Below are 18,665 nucleotides of genomic sequence, written 5' to 3'. Positions count from 1 at the left end.
CTATCCTCATCATAATAATAAAATTCAACTTTTTTATTGGTTGTTTCCAAGGAAATACCTCCTTTCTACACTCTACACTGGATTAGTGTTCTATGGGGTGAGCTGGCAAAGTTTGCTCCTGCTTCAATTATTGCTTCAAATAAAGATTGGCAGGCTCCTGCGAAAATCACGAGTTCATCCATGCTTGATTCATATTTCCTAGCTTCCTTAACGCTTTCTACAAAATATTTTGAATGCCTATAATTCTCTATGTCAGTAAAATCATCTTCTCCTTTTAGTATGCTGTCATGACCTGTCAAAATTAATATATCAGGATTAAATTCCTTAAGCATCTTACTTACTACCTTGGGCTGTTCAGTTTCAGGTATGATTTTTCCCATTGCCTCTATATCCAGTTGATCATATACCTTCAAACACACATCTATATACTCTCCATCACCATCTAAATGTAAAACCTTACCGGGTCTGCCAAAATGGTTACTTTCCCTTGAGTGTTCAGTAATATTTCTCGTTAAGCTTCTATAGTAATTTTCCTTTCTTTCTACTAAGATGTTTTTCACTATCTGATTAATCCTTTTTTTGTATGTTTTATTAAACTGATCTACTTTATTAAATGGAACCTTTATCAAATCACCCTCTGGGGAATCTGCAATAATTCTAAGATTGGTTCCCTTAAGGATAAAAGTCCTCTTATTATTTGAATCAACGACTATATCTGTAACCTTGAACAAAATATCATAGTCATATGATTTTCTCGCTACTATATCGCCTACACTTAGCCTAGTCATTAAAATCCTCCTGTATCCATGATTATTCATAGGAGATCCAAATCTTTGTAACGAATAACCCAGATATAATTATAAACTACCGTATTATATAGTATGAATTTTCAAAGGTTTCGGTGCATAGTCACTTAAAAATGTATACTGCGTAGAATATAATATAGAGTGCTAAGTTGAACTAACGGTGGTGATAAAATGATCTATACGATTGTCCCTGCCAGGGATGAAGGAAAAAGAATTGATAAAACCCTAGACATGCTTCTCAAAACTAAAACAGATAGAATTTTAGTTTTGATTAATGGCTCCATGGATAACACCCTTGAAAAGGTTTCTAATATAGATAATGATAGAATACTTGTATATTGCTTTAACAAGGCCCTTGGATTAGATATTCCAAGGGCTATAGGGGCTTATTTTGCCTATAATCTAGGGGCGACTGGCTTCATTTTTGTAGATGGGGATATGATGGGAAATATAGCCTCTAATATAGACGAAATAATTAATGATTTGTCCTACAATAATATTGATTTAGCCCTAACGGATTGCTACCATCAAACAAATGGCAACAGTCATATGGCCAAAGTACAATTATCCTTTAGACGTCAATTGAATCTTGAACTGGGAGTCTATGATAAAATCCGTTATGCTACCCCAAGCCACGGCCCCCACGGTATATCCAAAGAACTTATTGATAGGATCGGATTTGAAAACCTTGCAATTCCTCCCACAGTATTGGCTTTAGCAGTTAAAAACAATCTAAATATCAAGGTTACTACTAAAATTCCTGATTATATGCTCCAATCAACAATAAAGGATGAATTCCATGCTTTACAAATAGCTAAAACAATCATTGGCGACTGCATAGAAGCTTCATCCTTATATAGGGGCAATACCAATCAAAGAGGCTTTGATGGCAAAACCTTTTTGGGCTATCACAAAAATAGGCGTTTTGATATATTAAAGCTGGTTATAGATAGTTTAGGGTAAATCTCTATATTTGGTAACCTAATTTGTTCATTTTTCCATATGCCTTAAAGAAACTCATTTTTATATTTATTCAAAACCCCAAGCTTATATGGCAGTTTTTCTATTTTATCCTTTAATGCCTTATAATATCTATCCCTAGATAGATCGTATTCTTCATAATAATATTTAGTTGCTATTTCCCAAATAGCTTGGGGAAATTGTAGGAAGGAGATCATTATCTTATATTCTCTTTTATCCAAGCTCCTTATACTATCATAGGCCTTTAGTATGGCTAATACAGTATCAAATTCCCATTTAGTCCTGTCCATTACATCCACCATAAATCTAGCTATATCAAAGCACCTCAATTCAAATCTACATCTATCAAAATTTATTACATTAAATTCTTCATTTTTATCTATAATGATATTGTTATGATTATAATTATTATGGCAAATATATCTTTCTAATGCCTCCCTTTGGCAAAGCTCAAAGTAACCATTTTTTTGAAGCATTTTTACGGATTCTAAAGCCATATCATATAGCATATCTATATTTTCTAGAAACAAATTATCTACTAAGCCCTTAGCAGACCTCATTTTTATAAGACTCTTTATATATATGTAATCTTCACATTTTTCCAGATAAATTTTCTGTAGTTTTTCCATGTTCGATATTATTTTACTGCTCCTTCTAGGAACATAACCCCTTGATGCATTATGTAGGGAGGCTAGGGTCATTGAAGCTTTTTTCAACTCCTCAGTATTATTAATATCATACTTTCTTCCACCTATAAGCTTCGTCATAATATAATAATCCTTATCCTTTTTTACATAGGGTACTTTATTTGCCATCACATACCTATCTATATTCTTAAAACCTCTATATACTAAATATTCCTTTGCATTATGTATAAAATGTATTTGAGATTTCTTAAGATCGACTTTTTTCAGATAAAAAGTACCTTCATCGGTATATACAATATAATAATCTTTACGGGGTACCTTCTTCATTAATTTCAAACCAAATTCCTTGACTATCTCATTGATCCTATCCTTCATGACTTACCTCCACCATATATAAAGGTTAAAGTACAATATAATACTATTTATGCCTGGGCTTGATTTTATGAATTAATTACAAATCTCTTCATATAATATTGGGAAACATGTTTTCAAAGAAAATTTATGGGTAATAATACCCTTAGGAGGTGTATTAAATGAAAAAGGTTGTTATATTTACTAGTAACACATGCCCCCATTGCCATACAGCGAAGGAGTATCTTTCCCAAAATAATATTGAGTTTGAGGAAAAGAACGTTCAGACAGACCCTCAAGCGAGAAAAGAATTGGTTAAAAAGAAGATTATGGGGGTTCCTGCTATCTTTGTCGATGATGAAGTAATCATTGGATTTGATAAGAATAGACTTGATGAATTACTTACATAAAATATACCACTTTAACTGTTATCCATAATTTTTTAAGGGGCTGTCTTAAAAGACAATCCCTTTAATTCGTCCCAGTGGGTATCAAAATGAAATTTTTCATTCTGATACCCACCTATTATTGATACAATTTTAAAAGATAAATCTTACAAAAAGTTTAGTAACCTGGCCTGTTTATTTTTTCATATACCTTAGTTATTCTTCATCGTCCTCATCATCATATCTATCAATAACAAATTCAAAACATCCACCATCACTATCATCATCTTCTCTAAAACTAACAGGATCACTTGGTCCATCTGTGTTAAGATCGCTTTCATCTAAGGCAGACATAATTTGAACCATTCTAATCATACTATCGATTTTCTGAGCATCAACTGAACCTCCACCACCTAGCAAAGGCCCTATAAACTGCATAATATCCTTAATATCTATTGGCCCTCCACCCTTCTTTTTCTCATTCAAGACACTGGTGGTTTGCTCAAATTTTTCTAAAACCCCCAAAGTATCTTTGAAATTCTTCATATTTTTCTTAGTGGGTTCATCCATAAATTGTTCAAGGGCTCCCAACATATGTAAGGCTTTTTCCTTTTGGTTCTTAAATTTTAAGGGTTTCCTAGGATTTCCTGAGGAACTTCTAGTCATGTCACTTCTAAACTCCTTTACAGTGGAAATTTTATGCACAGCGGATAAAAAGTCAGCGAATGTATCTAATACAAAAACATTATCTTTGCTTATATAAGGACTAACTGAGTTTACTGCTTCTATCATTTTTTCTATATCCTTAGTTGACACATCTATATTAAGTGGTATATCTATAATATTCTTTGCAACTTTTTTTATATCGTCTAATATGGGAATATTTGAATCGTTTTGTCCAAGCAAAAACATTATTACTATGGGTAATAGTAAATTTTGATCAAACTCAAGAAGGTCAAATAATTTACTTTTATTCTGCTGACCATTTCCTCTGTCTCTATTTCTATGTGGATTAACTGTCTCTCCCATATAATCCCTCCTAAAACATGGATAATCATAATTTTATAATATGCGTGAACGTTTCTTTTTGTTACGCATATTATGATTAATATATAGCCATAGGGCTTTAAAATCCAATATATTTTTTGAAAAAATCTATACTCCTTTAAGCATGGGGGCAAATTGCATAATTAACTTCTACAAAATATTTACTAATATTATGCAATTCCTTCATCCGAGATTTATATCTATATGTAAATATTATTCAATTGGAGGTTTTTATATGAGAAAAGACATGAACGAAGAAAAATTTAACCAAATTAAAGATTCCGTTGATCAATTGAAAGAAGCTTATAAAGGTAGAACTGGAGATGAACTACTGGATGAAGTAAAAAAGATTAGATCAAACATGAGCGATACAGAATTCAGAAGACAAATCGCTGCGATGAATAAAATAAGAGGTTTTTTAAATGAAAGCCAACAAAGAAAGCTTGATAAGCTTATCCAGATGCTAGAAAAAAACAAGTAAAAAGGGCAACCGAGATCGAGTTAAGATTTTGTTATTAAAAATATTCACACATTTTTATGAACGGGAATAGAATATATTGAGGAAACAAAATCTGCTTAAATTGGCAGGAGGTGTTAATATGAGTGATGGTTATCCTAAATTAAATAACTTAATACTATTCTTATTACTTATAATATTAATAGGGGATTGTCTCTGCTACGATGATAATTGTAATAAATGCTAGAGTCATAACTATAAACTGGGGTATTCCTCAGTTTATTTGTTTAGGCATATGAAAAAAATAGACTAGTCAGATTACGAAGTAATTTTGATTATTTTCTAGGTACTGAATCATATACATACTCACTGTATGTAAGTGACCCAGTAACGACGAAAAGAATCAAAAGGGCGAGTAGGATGACTAGTTTATTCTTTGAATATGCCTTATATAGTCACACTTTATGTTCCTTTAGAATAATATACTAGTGAGCTAGAGAAGCTTAGATTTTCAAAGGGAGGGTAAAATATGGCTGGTATATTCGGTGGTTTCGGTGGTGGCCGCGGTTTTTTTGGCGGTAATAATTTAGTTCTTTTCTTGCTTCTTATAATCCTTGTAGGAGACTGTCTCTGCGTTGATAACTATGGCTGCTAATTAAAATCATAAGCTGAGGCCTTTCCTCAGCTTATTTTATACAATCACATTTTATGAGTCTTTAGAATACTATATTATTGAGCTAAGATAGCTTGATATTGAAATAAGGAGGGTATATATATGGCTGATGGATATTGTGGACTTAACAACTTAGTTCTATTCTTATTATTAATAATTTTAGTAGGTGACTGTCTCTGCTGTAATTACTAATTGAAGAAATTGCATAAGTCTTACTTGGCACAATTGCATAATATATATAGTATATAGTTTTTGTAGAAGTTAATTATGCAATTTGCTCTATTAAGATATTTAATGGCAAATGCTGAGGTTTTGCCTCAGCTAATTCTATTTATTCTTACAGATATTGCTTAAATCATAAAGAAAATTTTTTTCTATTTTAAATATAATAGAAACACATTTATCATACCCGTAGAATATTATACTAATGAGCTAGGATAGCTTAATATATTAACAAGGAGGGAACTATATGTCTCGTTGTGGCGGATATAATTATTGTGGAGTTAATAACTTAGTTCTATTCCTCTTGCTAATAATCTTAGTAGGTGACTGCCTCTGCATCGATTATCCTCGTGGTTGCTAAATTTAGAATTAAATAAACTGGGGGCTCGGTCCTCAGTTTATTTTTATTTATAGAGGAAATTGCATAACTCTTACTTGGCTAGGTTGCATATGCGAATATCATCCTTAATTTAATTACTTAAGATATAAGCATATTTGGTGGTATAGCTTTGAAGATTTTTAAACTACATGAAGTAGATGGTTTTTATAGAAAGTAATTATGCAATTTGCCCATATAATAAAATCAAAATTTTTCTATAAATAATCTTCATTAAATAAACACATTTATCATGTCTATGGAATATTATACTAGTGAGCTAGGATAGCTTAATATTTTAATAAAGGAGGAAATGGTATGTCTAATTGCAATAGGTCTTATTGCGGCGTTGATAATTTAGTTTTATTCCTCTTGCTAATAATTTTAGTAGGTGACTGCCTCTGCATCGATTATCCTCGTGGTTGCTAAATTTTAGGCTTAAATAAACTGAGGTTTTATCCTCAGTTTATTTTACTATATTTTAAAGAAAAAAGTCTGATATAAGCTTAGATAACTTATAAATCTAAACTTATACTTTAAATAGTTTTCTAAATTTAAAGCTCTACTAAAAAATATAGGCTTAATAGGCAAAAGTTTTGATTTTTAAAGGCACAGATTACAAACATCCAGAATAATATACTAGTAGGCTAGGATAGCTTACTAATTTAAAAGGAGGAAATTATATGCCAGGTTTCGGTTGTGGAGGACATAACTCTTGTGGACTTAACAACTTAGTTCTATTCTTGTTGTTAATAATCTTAGTAGGTGACTGTATTTGTATCGACTATCCTCGTAACTGCTAATTTAAAAATATGAAAGGCTGAGGTCCTATCCTCAGTTTTTTTATTTGCCTTTCATAAAAATCCCCTAAATTAGTTATCACAATTTTGTGATATGAAGCATATCATGGAATTATGATAATCTTTCTATTTTTGTTGGGGGTGAACTTAATGGCTTTTGTAATACAGGAAAGTCGGCTTATATTGTTTTTATTGCTCCTTATATTGGTCGGAGATCTTATTTGTGTAGATAATAAATATATTTGTGATGACAATAAATGTACTTGTGATACTAACAAAAAACTTTATAACTAGAGACATGACGACACAAGGGGACGGTTCTTCTGTGTCATTCTTTGCAAGACACAGAAGAACCGTCCCCTTGTGTCGTTGCCCTTGTGTCGTTGTGCTTGTCCTTTACAGAAGTTACAATTATTTTACAATTCCATTACATATCATATTTTTAATTGATTCCATGCTATAATGGTGTTACATAGATATCGGAAAATTATTCGGTGGTGATGGCATGGAAGTTTTGATAGTTATTATAATGGTTATAATTTATTTTTTACTTGATAGGACAGAAAATCAATCGGACTCTAATTCCTATGACTATCTAGAACAAAAATAAATGATATTCCTCCTCTTAATATAAATCTGTATGAAGACCTTTATTTAATACTCCTGGCTATGGTTTATTAATTACAAGGTCTTTTTGCGTGGTCATTTACCCTATGGTTATTTCTATTATTCCCATGAATAATAGAAATAAAGAACCTCCCATGGCAGCGGGAGGTTCTTTGTCTAAAGGCGTATATGTCTTTTGTCTATTTTGATACTTTTTACTGTTTTTTTGGGAACTTCATTTTTTCTTATTGTTGTTGTTTTAAAGCTAAATTTTTACTTAATGTTCTTTACTTCATACTAATATTAAACTATACCGAATGTTGCTGCTATTATTGCCACTGCAGTAGCAATAATTGGTATTACAACTGTACACATTCCAAGATCTGCATAGGATTCCCTATGAGTAAGTCCTGTGATACCTAATAATGTTATAACTGCCCCATTATGAGGAAGTGTATCAAGACCACCACAAGCCATTGCAGCTATTCTATGGAAAGCTTCTGGATTAATTCCAAGTGCATGGGCTTTTTGAAGGTAGATATCCCCTAATGCACCTAGGGCAATACTCATACCACCTGAAGCAGAACCTGTTATACCTGCAAGGGAACTTGTTGATACTGCAAGGGATATAAGGGGGTTACCTGGTATTGCAAGTATAGCTGCTTTAATTAATGCGAATGCTCCTAAAGCTTTAATAACATTACCATATCCAACCTCAGATGCAGTATTGATTATAGCTAATAATGAACCATATGCACCTTGGTTTACAGTTTCCTTCATGTTTCCGATATTTTTACGGAATAAAACTAATGCTGCTAGTATAGATACTACAAGGGAAATAATTATACTCCATATACCTTTAACCTTTGATAATGTAGTTCCGAATTGCTCTAGGTAAGAACCATCCATATTTGCAAAATAGAATCTACCAAGTAAATAGTTAAGTACAAGTACTATAATTATTGGAGCCAATGCAGCGGCAAAGCTAGGAAGCTTTTCTAAATCAAATTCCTTGATATCTTCCTTGTGATCACCATATCCTTCTCCAGCCGCCATAGCCTTCTTTGATCTTGTTGTAAGCCAGAACATACCTCCACCAAACATAACTGCTGCACCTATAAGTCCAAGGAATGGAGCTGCCCAAGCAGTAGTTCCAAAGAATGGCATAGGAATAGCATTTTGAATTTGAGGAGTACCCGGTAATGCTGTCATAGTGAATGTAAAAGATCCAAGAGCAATTGATGCAGGAACAAATCTCTTTGGAACTCCACCTTCTCTAAATAATGCTGCTGCTACTGGATAAACTGCAAAAGCAACAACGAATAGTGAAACTCCACCATAGGTTAATATGGCACAAGATAATACAACTGCTAATATTGCTTTATCTTTGCCAAGCTTTTGAGCTATAAAATGGGCTATAGATTTAGCTGCCCCTGAGGCATCCATAACTTTACCAAATATTGCACCTAGTAAGAATAGCGGGAAATAGGCTTTTGCATATCCTGCAAAGCTTTTCATAAATACTTCAGTGTAACTTGCTAGTAGAGGAATATCCCCCGAGAATAGTACTGCTAACATTGCTAGTAATGGAGCTAAAATAAGAACTGTGATACCTCTGTAGGCTAGATACATAAGTAAGCCCAAGGAAATAATAATACCAATAACACCTAACATAAATTGTCTCCCTTCTTTTTTGTGATTTTATTATTACTAAGGGTCAGGTGCAAAAGTCACCTGCCCTAAGAAATCTAAATATATTTAACCTTACCCCATTTATTGAGAAATTCTAATTGCATACTATATAGTTAATCCAATTAATTCATCCTTAAATATCTTTGAATCCATTTCCTGTAGATTATCTGAAACTATTGGTTTAAAATTCATTAAATCTAGAACATCTTTTTGAAGATCTATACCAGGAGCAATTTCAGTTAAAATTAAACCTTCTTTACCAAGCTCAAATACTGCTCTCTCAGTTATATATAAAATAGGTGTATTATTGTCAATTGCATAGTCACCGCTAAATGTTATTTGTTCAACTTCTTCTACAAATTTTTTAACTTTACCTTCGTTTTCTATGGTAAGCTTTCCATCTTCCGCCTTAATCTTTAATCCTCCGGCTGTAAAGGTTCCACAATATACTACTTTCTTAGCATTTTGAGTAATATTGATAAATCCACCACAACCAGCTATTTTAGGGCCGAATTTAGAAACATTTATATTACCTTTTTTATCGCATTGAGCTAAACCTAAGAATGCTAAATCTAACCCTCCACCATCATAAAAATCAAATTGATATGGTTGATCAAGTATTGCCTGTGGGTTAGTTGAAGCTCCAAAATCTAATCCTCCACCTGGAACCCCACCAACTGGTCCAGACTCAACGGTAAGTACCATTTGATCCCCGGCACCTTCTTCATTTGCTACCATGGCAATTACCTCTGGTACACCTATTCCAAGATTAACTATTGCATTAGGAATAAGCTCCATAGCAGCTCTTCTTGCAATAATCTTTCTTTCATTTAATGGTAATGACTTTATTGAATTTACTGGCACATGAGTTCTACCACAATAGGAAGAGTCATATGCTGTTCCATAGGTTTGCATATGATTTTCTTCTTCAGCTACAACAACTGTGTCTACATATATACCAGGTATTTTTATAAGTTTTGGATCTAAAGACCCTGATTTTACTATCTTTTTAACCTGTACTATTACTTTACCACCTGAGTTTTTACAAGCAGCAGCTATTGATAAAGCTTCTAAGGAAACTGCTTCTTCTTCCATTGAAATATTTCCATTTTCATCGGCATATGTACCCCTTAAAAGAGCTACATCTACCGGGAATGCTTTATAGAATAAGTATTCCTTGCCATCAAGTTCTATAAGCTTTACAATTTCTTCTTTTGTAATATCATTTATTTTACCACCTTCTAATCTTGGATCTATAAATGTTTTAAGTCCGACGTGGGTAACAGTACCAGGTTTTCCAGCAGCAATATCCCTAAACAAATGGGAGATTACCCCTTGTGGTAAATTGTAAGCCTCAACTTTATTTTCAAGAGCCAGCTTTTGTAATTTAGGAACAAGCCCCCAGTGTCCACCGATTACCTTATTTATTAAACCCTCGTGGCCTAGGTGATTTAATCCCCTATCCTTACTATCACCTTGTCCAGCTGCATATACTAAAGTAAGATCTTTAGGACTTCCAGTTTCAAGAAATTGTTTTTCTAAAGCAATTTCTACTTCTTCTGGTACGCCAATGCCAACAAATCCTCCAGTAGCTACTGTAGCATTATCTGGAATCAATTTTACAGCTTCCTGTGCATTTAATACTCTGACACGCATTTTGCACCCTCCTCTATATGATTGTTAATTTTTTGTCTATATGCTTGTATACATATTATATATTAGCAAATAGCGTGCCATTCCTTCACTCGCAATGTCATTTTATTAACAATATCTATTGTGTAGTATCAATTATACAGGTATAATAGTATTTTTCTTATAAGCATATCCATGATATAGCAATGATTTTAAGGGATTATAATATTTCTTGTTTTATTACAATTTTGGAATTTCTTATTTATATTCCGATATGTGATAAAGAAATAAGTCATAGTTTTTCAAACTTAAAAGCAAGAAAAAATTGTAAACAAAGTTTACGTTTTTTCTTGCTTTACAAATCAATAGCTCATATTATTGTGGGAAAAACATTTTCCTGAAGTGTATACTAAGTTTACATATGTTTTTTTTATACACTTCATGTATAGTCCTATGAAATATAGCATGAATATTACAGTCAAAACTTTAAAAATCATCCAATGCATATCTATCTATTTTTTTATATAGTCCAACTCTACTAATTCCCAGAAGCTTTGCAGCTTTATTCTTATTTCCATTGGTTTTTTCTAAGCATCCAATAATAACTTCTTTTTCTACCTCTTCAACAATGTTCTTTAAACTTCTATTTCCCATTAGATATGTTTTGCTTTTTTTTCTGGTAATTCTTGAGGGTAAATGTTTAGATTTTATAATTAAATCCGTATCTAATAGGTTAATAGCTCTTTCTATTACATTTTCCAATTCTCTAATGTTGCCAGGCCAATCATAGCTTTTCAGATATTCTATGGCATCTTGAGATATGCCCTCAACATATAGACCTAATCTATTGGCGATTTTCATTTTCAAATCATTGGCAAGGGCTTCTATATCTTCCTTTCTTTCTCTAAGGGCTGGCAATTTAATTACCATTACATTCAATCTATAAAAAAGATCCTCTCTGAATTCATTTTTTCTTACAAGTTTTTCTAAATCCTTATTTGTTGAGGCAATTATCCTTACATCAATATTTTTTAATATATTTCCCCCTAGTCTTTCCACTTCTTTTTCCTGTAGTACTCTTAAGAGCTTTGCCTGCATGGTAAGGGGCATGTCCCCTATTTCATCAAGTAATATGGTACCTCCATTTGCCAACTCAAATTTACCCTTTTTTCCACCTTTTTTTGCTCCAGTAAATGCTCCTTCTTCATATCCAAACAATTCCGATTCCAATAGTTCAGCCGGTATTGCTGCACAATTAATTTTTACAAAGGGGCCTAGATTTCTACCACTGGCATTATGAAGTGCGTGGGCAAAAAGCTCCTTTCCAGTACCACTTTCACCTAGTATCAAAACATTTGAATTAGTTTTTGCCGACTTTTTTGCTAATGCCTTAACATCATTCATGCTAGAGCTATCTCCAACTAGATTCTCAAAGGTATATTTAGCTACCCTCTTATCAGCCAATTCATTCTTGTAATATTCTATTTCCTTCTCCAGCTTACTTATCTTCTTGCTTAGGGATACCAAGTCACTGACATCCTTAAACATAGTCTTTCCAACCGCACCAATTATCCTGCCATCCTTTTTAAGTGGGATACGCATGGCGATCATTCTACTGCCCTTTACTTCCTGTATTTCTCCCACTTCCATTATTCCGGTTTTTATAACTATGTGCATTCTTGTATTTTCAATGACATCGGTTACATGCTTTCCTTCTGGATTGGGGCATCCTACAAATTCCTTATAGGCTTTACTCATCATGGTAATTAGCCCATTTTTATCTACAACTATATACCATTCATTAAAGGTGTCTAAAATAGTATTTAATATATCTATGTACACTTCATCTTCATCAAGCTTTTTACTTATCTTATTGTAATCTGTTACATCATGGAATAAGCATATGGCGCCTTGAATCTGTCCATCCTCTAATATAGGAAGTCTACTGACTCTAAATTGTCTTCCGTTACTAGTAAATTTTTGATTTATTTCTTCTTTTTTTGTTTCAATCACCCTAAGAAGTCTACTATTTGGAATAACCTCACTTATTCTTTCCCTTATAACATCCTCAAACCTCAGACCCAAAAGCTCCTCAGCCGTACTGTTAATCATATTGATGTTACCATTCTTATCTATACCTATCAATGCATCCTTAATATTTTCTATTATGGTTCTAAAATATCTATCGATATATTTCATTTTTACACCTCATCCAAAAATATCAATATATTTTATCATTATAGTATCATAAAATTTACTTTATATAAACCAAAACAAAAGGGAATCCTACAAGAATTCCCTTTTTTCTATATATTTCGATAGATTTTATAATTTTGTAACTATAGGAACATTAGTCCTGCTGCTATTATTACACCTGTACAAATTAGGTCTATAACACAGAAGCCCATTATATCCCTGGCCCCAAGACCTGCTATTCCCAATGCTGGTAATGCCCAGAAAGGTTGAATCATATTTGTCCAAGCATCCCCCCAAGCTATGGCCATTGCAGTCTTAGCCGCTGGAACACCTAGTTTAGCACCGGCTGGCATCATTATAGGAGCTTGCACTGCCCATTGTCCACCACCGGATGGTACAAAGAAGTTAACAAGTCCTGCACTCAAGAATGAAAATAATGGGAAGGTAGTTTGATTTGAGATATTTACGAACCAGTTTGACATAGCACCTGCTAAGGATACTCCTTCAGCAGGTGCCCCCGTCATCATTCCCATGATTCCTGCATAGAAGGGAAATTGAAGTATTATTCCTGAAGTTCCCTTTGCAGCATTAGCTACAGCATCTAAGAATCTTCTAGGCGTTCCATGAAGTATGATACCCGTAAATAGGAACAAGAAGTTTACTATATTTAGGTTTAATTTAAATCCGTTTTTACTGAAATAATAGATTATGAAGGCAAATCCCATGATCCCAACTAAAATTGAGATTATTGGACTGTTTTCCATTTTATCGGCTGGAGTCATTTTTTTAGTTGAAGTGGCAGCAATATCATCGTCATCCTGTAACAATTTTGGATCTATAGCCATAACGTTTTCGGCCTTAGGATGCATTGCTTTGTTTAGAAATGGCATAACAATTAATATAACACCAAAAATAATTATATTGTATGAAGAAAATATCGTAGAATTTGTATTAATAATTTCTGTAACTGCCCCACCGGTTGCTGTCGCTAAGTCTTTACCAGGTGTAGCAAGCTTTAGTGGTATTGATCCAGAAAGACCTGAATGCCATACTAAGAAGCCTGAATAGGCTGAAGCAATCAATAATCTATAATCCACGCCCTTAACTTGTCTAGCTAATTCCCTTGCAAATAAGGCTCCGATTACTAGTCCAAATCCCCAGTTAATCCAGCATGCTATTGTTGAAACTACTGTAACAGTTATGATGGCCTGCCCTGGAGTTTTTGCTATACCTGCTAAGGATGATAGCCCCTTCTTAACTATAGGAGCATTTGCTAAGGTATGTCCAGTAACCAATACTAATGCCATCTGCATTGAAAACGCTAAAAGCTTCCAGAATCCTCCACTCCAATGAAGCACCATAGCCATTGGACCTTGACCAGTAAATATAATTCCTAATCCAAACACAATAAAAGTTAGTATTACAGCGAATAAAAATGGATCTGGTAAATACTTTTGTACAATTGCGACACAACCATTAGTAATTCTTTTAAACATCTTCTTACCTCCTTATTTTTTGACCAAAATATTTTTTGGGTGCCCATTTAAGGGTATAAGGCTTTAAAAAATGATGGAAACTAAGGTTTTAAACAGTGGCTCCAATGAAGCCATTGTTTATAAGCAGAAACTATGTAGAAAATTTTTCTAAGTCTTGTATATAAAAGTGACATGGCTGAAATAATTTATTTTATCGACACCCATATCCCCATACCCCAGTTAATTCTATTATATATTATAATTACATTTTCTTTAAGCTATCAGCTACAATTAATTCTACCTGAGTTGTATCTTTTATATCGTCAACCGCTACATATAGACCTGTTTACGTCAAAACTGTTCCATTCTTTGCTTCTTCTATAGCTAACATACCATTGTTAATATACTCTATGGCTTTTTTATTGATATATACTTTTTAATCATATTTACCCCGAGAAAATTTTATGTGAAAAATTTTAGTTTTCTGAAAATAGCTTTATACTAATCAATCTCCTAGCATATACTAGGAGATTGATTGTGTATTGTCCTATCCATTTTACTAAAATATTTGTAAAATATGTGATGTCTTAGATTATTATTTAGCATCCTTTGCAGCAGTAAGCTCGTCAATTAATGCAGGTACTACTTTATTTAAATCCCCAACAATCCCTATATCTGCAACTTCAAATATCGGTGCCCCTGCATCTTTATTGATAGCTACTATGAATTCTGACTCTTCCATACCAGCTAAATGTTGAATAGCTCCAGAAATACCACAAGCTATATATAGGTCTGGTCTTACTGTTTTACCTGTTTGACCTACTTGATGATCTCTATCAATCCATCCAGCATCTACAACTGCACGAGATGCTGATACCTGTCCATCAAGTCCGGCAGCTAATTCCTTAAGAACTTCAAAGCTCTCAGCTTTTCCGATACCTCTACCACCTGAAACTAGGATTTTAGCTTCTTCAATATTAATCTTTTGTTTTGTTTCCTTTACTACTTCCAATATTTCAACATTCATATCCTCTTTAGCAAATGCTACTTTAACCTCTTCTACATTACCTTCTCTAGCTTCATCTTTTTCAAATAATTGCATAACTCCTGGTCTTACAGTAGACATTTGAGGTCTATGGTCAGGACAAATGATTGTAGCCATTATATTTCCACCAAATGCAGGTCTTGTCATTAATAGATTTCTAGTTTCATCGTCTATATCTAATGAAGTACAGTCTGCAGTAAGTCCTGTATGAACCCTAGCTGAAACTCTAGGAGCTAAATCTCTTCCTATGGCTGTTGCACCAATTAGGAATATTCCCGGTTTTTTTGTATTGATTACTTCTGTTAATGCCTTTGTATATGGCTCTGTCATATATATATCTAATGCCGCATCATCAACATATAAAACTTCATCTGCTCCGTGGTGAATTAAAGACTTTGTTTTATCCGCAATATTGTTACCTAAAACTACTGCTGTAACTGTTTCTCCTAATTTTTCTGCAATTTCTCTACCTTTTCCAATAAGTTCTAAAGAAACTCTTTGAACTTCGCCTTCTCTTTGCTCAACGAATACGAAAACGCCCTTATATTCTGCAATATTCAAGGTACTCCCTCCTTAAACCAATTTATTATATAATAAATTTCTCTTTTAGTTTATCTACGATAACTTTTGCTGCATCCTTAGGTTCTAATTCAAATACTTCACCGGCAGACTTAGCTCCCTTTGTGAAGGATTTTTTAACCTTTGTAGGTGAACCCTTTAGTCCTATGTTAGTCAAATCTACTTCTATATCCTTCAAGCTCCAGTTTACTATTTCTTTTTCTCTGTAAGCATCAAATATTCCACCTACTGACATGTATCTTGGCTCATTCATTTCGCTAAGAGTAGTTATTAAGCATGGCATTTTTACCTTGATCTTATGATATCCATCTTCAAAAACTCTCTTTAATATTAAACTGTCTTCGCTAAGCTCAAGATCTTCAACATAGCTTACCTGTGGAAGCTCTAAATGCTCAGCTATTTGTGGTCCTACTTGGGCAGTATCTCCATCAATCGCTTGTCTTCCTGCTATAACTAAGTCAAAGTCTAATTTTCTTAAAGCTGCTGCTAATGTAGTTGATGTCGCCCAAGTATCTGCACCAGCAAAGGCTCTATCACTTAATAATATTGCTTTATCTGCTCCCATTGCTAAAGCTTCTCTTAATGCCTTATCCGCTTGAGGTGGTCCCATTGTAAGAACAGTTACTTCTGCTCCAACCTCGTCCTTTAATTTTAAAGCTGCTTCTAAACCACTTTTATCATCTGGATTTATAATACTAGGAACTCCATCTCTTATAAGAGTACCTGTTTTAGGGTCTAATCTAACCTCTGTAGTATCTGGAACTTGTTTAATACAAACAACTATTTTCATCTTCAAGCCCTCCTTATCTTAACATGCTTCCTGCTATAACCATTCTTTGAACTTCTGAAGTACCTTCATATATTTCCGTTATCTTAGCATCTCTCATCATTCTTTCAACTGGATATTCCCTTGTATAACCATATCCACCATGTAATTGTACTGCTTTAGTTGTAACGTCCATAGCCGCCTCAGCTGCAAAAAGCTTAGCCATAGCTGCATAAGTACTGTAAGGTAATTTATTTTCCTTAGCTGTTGAAGCTCTATATACTAAAAGTCTTGCTGCATCAGTTTTAGCTTGCATATCTGCAAGTTGGAATTGAGTATTTTGGAATTTAGCTATTGATCTTCCAAATTGCTTTCTTTCCTTAACATATTTTACTGTTTCGTCTATTGATCCTTGGGCAATACCTAAAGCTTGAGCTGCTATTCCTATACGACCACCATCAAGGGTCTTCATAGCGATTCCAAATCCTCTACCTTCTCTTCCAAGTAGGTTTTCTTTTGGAACTCTAACGTTCTCAAATATAAGCTCACATGTAGCAGAACCCTTGATACCCATTTTTGCTTCTTTTTTACCAATGCTAAAGCCTTCGTAATCCTTTTCAACTATGAAAGCTGATATTCCCTTAACGCCTTTGCTTTTATCTGTCATTGCCATAATAATATATATATCTGCATAGCCTGCATTTGTTATGAATATTTTTGAACCATTTAAGATATAATGATCTCCATCTAATACTGCCTTTGTTTGTTGTCCTGCTGCATCAGTACCTGCATTAGGCTCAGTTAATCCAAATGCTCCTAATTTTTCTCCCTTTGCAAGGGGAATTAAATACTTTTGCTTTTGCTCCTCAGTACCATGTTCATATATAGGTGCTGCACATAATGAAGTATGGGCTGATACTATAACCCCTGTAGTACCACAAACCTTAGATAATTCTTCTACTGCCATTGTATATGCTAGGTGATCTCCACCTTCACCACCATATTCCTTTGGGAATGGAATTCCTAAGAAACCAAATCTAGCTAATTTTTTAACAGTTTCTACAGGAAACATTTCCTTTTCATCAACTTCTTCTGCAAGTGGCTTAACTTCATTTTCTGCAAACTCTCTGTACATTTGACGTAGCATTTCATGTTCTTTTGGAATGCGAAAATCCATACTATTTCCTCCTCTAACAATGATATTTAAAATAGAACTACTAACTTACATTATACACTTTGTTTGTTTATTAATTAACATGTTTTTTAAAAGCTTTAGCCCCGTTTTTTAAACAGAGCCATTGTTCATCTTATTTTGGTGGCATTACAGTAGCCACGCCTTTAAGAACTACATCTCCGTTTTGATTCGTACAGATTGTATTAAGCTTTATTCTATTTTTTTCTTCTATTTTTTCTATAACTTCTACTTCGGCTTTTATTGTATCACCAAATCTTACTGGAGCTGTGAATTTAAGTTCCTGTGCTAAATAAATGGTCCCAGGACCCGGTAAATGTACTCCCAAAACTGCTGAAACCAATCCAGCTGTTAACATACCATGGGCAATTCTTCCTTTAAACATTGTATCCTTTGATACTTCCTCATTGATGTGAGCAGGATTTATATCTCCTGTGATCCCAGCATAAAGGTAAACATCTGTTTCAGTTATGGTCTTTTGGAAAAATGCCTTGTCACCAATTGCTATTTGGTTAATTGTTTTACCCTTCACTATATTAACCTCCCTTTTTTCTTGGGCTTTGCAGATATGTCAGAACGACGAATTTCTTAGTTATTCTGACACATCCACAAGGCTAAACTTGAGTGATCATCCTTTGAGGCAGAGCCTCAAAGCCAAAATTTTATAGATAAAAATAGTTTTATTATCGGTAACCAATATAGGGTTTTTATAGTATAAGCTTACGTAGTTACCGAT

15 protein-coding genes are annotated in these 18,665 nt (G+C 33.6%); 4 read left to right on the top strand and 11 right to left on the bottom strand.

Annotated features, from left to right (window positions below; all coding sequences use genetic code 11):
* Positions 1–65: 65 nt before the first annotated feature.
* Entirely contained in the window at positions 66–788 is a 723-nt protein-coding gene (gene yabG, locus N4A68_17940) for a sporulation peptidase YabG (GenBank protein ID MCT4566178.1), read from the bottom strand.
* Between the two features lie 189 nt (positions 789–977).
* Between yabG and N4A68_17935 the strand changes: the two genes are divergently transcribed.
* Positions 978–1,769, top strand: coding sequence for a glycosyltransferase family 2 protein (locus tag N4A68_17935; GenBank protein MCT4566177.1), 792 nt, complete (start codon positions 978–980; stop codon positions 1,767–1,769).
* Positions 1,770–1,813: 44 nt separating this feature from the next.
* Here N4A68_17935 and N4A68_17930 read toward each other — a convergent pair whose 3' ends face one another.
* A complete protein-coding gene (locus tag N4A68_17930; protein ID MCT4566176.1) occupies positions 1,814–2,809 on the bottom strand; it encodes a CotS family spore coat protein in 996 nt (331 codons plus the stop codon).
* A 158-nt stretch (positions 2,810–2,967) separates the two neighbouring features.
* On the opposite strand from N4A68_17930, the gene N4A68_17925 reads away from it, so the two are divergent.
* Positions 2,968–3,195 (top strand): thioredoxin family protein, encoded by a 228-nt coding sequence (locus N4A68_17925; GenBank protein ID MCT4566175.1) that lies wholly within the window; start codon positions 2,968–2,970, stop codon positions 3,193–3,195.
* A gap of 192 nt (positions 3,196–3,387) precedes the next feature.
* Here N4A68_17925 and N4A68_17920 read toward each other — a convergent pair whose 3' ends face one another.
* Positions 3,388–4,200 (bottom strand): hypothetical protein, encoded by an 813-nt coding sequence (locus N4A68_17920; GenBank protein ID MCT4566174.1) that lies wholly within the window; start codon positions 4,198–4,200, stop codon positions 3,388–3,390.
* 253 nt (positions 4,201–4,453) lie between these two features.
* Here N4A68_17920 and N4A68_17915 point away from each other — a divergent pair, with 253 nt between their 5' ends.
* A complete protein-coding gene (locus tag N4A68_17915) occupies positions 4,454–4,699 on the top strand; it encodes a hypothetical protein (protein ID MCT4566173.1) in 246 nt (81 codons plus the stop codon).
* A 505-nt stretch (positions 4,700–5,204) separates the two neighbouring features.
* Positions 5,205–5,330 (top strand): hypothetical protein, encoded by a 126-nt coding sequence (locus N4A68_17910; GenBank protein ID MCT4566172.1) that lies wholly within the window; start codon positions 5,205–5,207, stop codon positions 5,328–5,330.
* A 2,325-nt stretch (positions 5,331–7,655) separates the two neighbouring features.
* On the opposite strand, the gene N4A68_17905 is transcribed toward N4A68_17910, so the two are convergent.
* From N4A68_17905 to N4A68_17870, 8 genes are all read right to left on the bottom strand, one after another.
* Positions 7,656–9,026 (bottom strand): GntP family permease, encoded by a 1,371-nt coding sequence (locus tag N4A68_17905; protein ID MCT4566171.1) that lies wholly within the window; start codon positions 9,024–9,026, stop codon positions 7,656–7,658.
* 123 nt (positions 9,027–9,149) lie between these two features.
* Complete coding sequence (locus tag N4A68_17900) at positions 9,150–10,700, bottom strand: acyl CoA:acetate/3-ketoacid CoA transferase (GenBank protein MCT4566170.1); 1,551 nt, start codon at positions 10,698–10,700, stop codon at positions 9,150–9,152.
* A gap of 462 nt (positions 10,701–11,162) precedes the next feature.
* Positions 11,163–12,875, bottom strand: a complete 1,713-nt coding sequence (locus N4A68_17895) for a sigma 54-interacting transcriptional regulator (protein ID MCT4566169.1) — start codon at positions 12,873–12,875, stop codon at positions 11,163–11,165.
* A gap of 140 nt (positions 12,876–13,015) precedes the next feature.
* On the bottom strand, positions 13,016–14,368 hold the full coding sequence (locus N4A68_17890) for a TIGR00366 family protein (GenBank protein ID MCT4566168.1): 1,353 nt from the start codon (positions 14,366–14,368) through the stop codon (positions 13,016–13,018).
* Positions 14,369–14,942: 574 nt separating this feature from the next.
* Entirely contained in the window at positions 14,943–15,953 is a 1,011-nt protein-coding gene (locus N4A68_17885) for an electron transfer flavoprotein subunit alpha/FixB family protein (protein ID MCT4566167.1), read from the bottom strand.
* A 25-nt stretch (positions 15,954–15,978) separates the two neighbouring features.
* Positions 15,979–16,761, bottom strand: a complete 783-nt coding sequence (locus N4A68_17880; protein MCT4566166.1) for an electron transfer flavoprotein subunit beta/FixA family protein — start codon at positions 16,759–16,761, stop codon at positions 15,979–15,981.
* Positions 16,762–16,774: 13 nt separating this feature from the next.
* A complete protein-coding gene (locus N4A68_17875) occupies positions 16,775–17,914 on the bottom strand; it encodes an acyl-CoA dehydrogenase (protein MCT4566165.1) in 1,140 nt (379 codons plus the stop codon).
* Between the two features lie 130 nt (positions 17,915–18,044).
* Positions 18,045–18,461 (bottom strand): MaoC family dehydratase, encoded by a 417-nt coding sequence (locus tag N4A68_17870; GenBank protein MCT4566164.1) that lies wholly within the window; start codon positions 18,459–18,461, stop codon positions 18,045–18,047.
* Positions 18,462–18,665 lie beyond the last annotated feature (204 nt).

This window comes from Maledivibacter sp., from assembly GCA_025210375.1.
In the GTDB taxonomy this organism is placed as follows: domain Bacteria; phylum Bacillota; class Clostridia; order Peptostreptococcales; family Caminicellaceae; genus JAOASB01.
This window is presented reverse-complemented; position numbering and strand designations above follow the sequence as displayed.

Coding starts and splice junctions, on each gene's coding strand:
- yabG (MCT4566178.1), bottom strand. CDS start 788: ATGACTAGGCTAAGTGTAGGCGATATAGTAGCGAGAAAATCATATGAC.
- N4A68_17935 (MCT4566177.1), top strand. CDS start 978: ATGATCTATACGATTGTCCCTGCCAGGGATGAAGGAAAAAGAATTGAT.
- N4A68_17930 (MCT4566176.1), bottom strand. CDS start 2,809: ATGAAGGATAGGATCAATGAGATAGTCAAGGAATTTGGTTTGAAATTA.
- N4A68_17925 (MCT4566175.1), top strand. CDS start 2,968: ATGAAAAAGGTTGTTATATTTACTAGTAACACATGCCCCCATTGCCAT.
- N4A68_17920 (MCT4566174.1), bottom strand. CDS start 4,200: ATGGGAGAGACAGTTAATCCACATAGAAATAGAGACAGAGGAAATGGT.
- N4A68_17915 (MCT4566173.1), top strand. CDS start 4,454: ATGAGAAAAGACATGAACGAAGAAAAATTTAACCAAATTAAAGATTCC.
- N4A68_17910 (MCT4566172.1), top strand. CDS start 5,205: ATGGCTGGTATATTCGGTGGTTTCGGTGGTGGCCGCGGTTTTTTTGGC.
- N4A68_17905 (MCT4566171.1), bottom strand. CDS start 9,026: ATGTTAGGTGTTATTGGTATTATTATTTCCTTGGGCTTACTTATGTAT.
- N4A68_17900 (MCT4566170.1), bottom strand. CDS start 10,700: ATGCGTGTCAGAGTATTAAATGCACAGGAAGCTGTAAAATTGATTCCA.
- N4A68_17895 (MCT4566169.1), bottom strand. CDS start 12,875: ATGAAATATATCGATAGATATTTTAGAACCATAATAGAAAATATTAAG.
- N4A68_17890 (MCT4566168.1), bottom strand. CDS start 14,368: ATGTTTAAAAGAATTACTAATGGTTGTGTCGCAATTGTACAAAAGTAT.
- N4A68_17880 (MCT4566166.1), bottom strand. CDS start 16,761: ATGAAAATAGTTGTTTGTATTAAACAAGTTCCAGATACTACAGAGGTT.
- N4A68_17875 (MCT4566165.1), bottom strand. CDS start 17,914: ATGGATTTTCGCATTCCAAAAGAACATGAAATGCTACGTCAAATGTAC.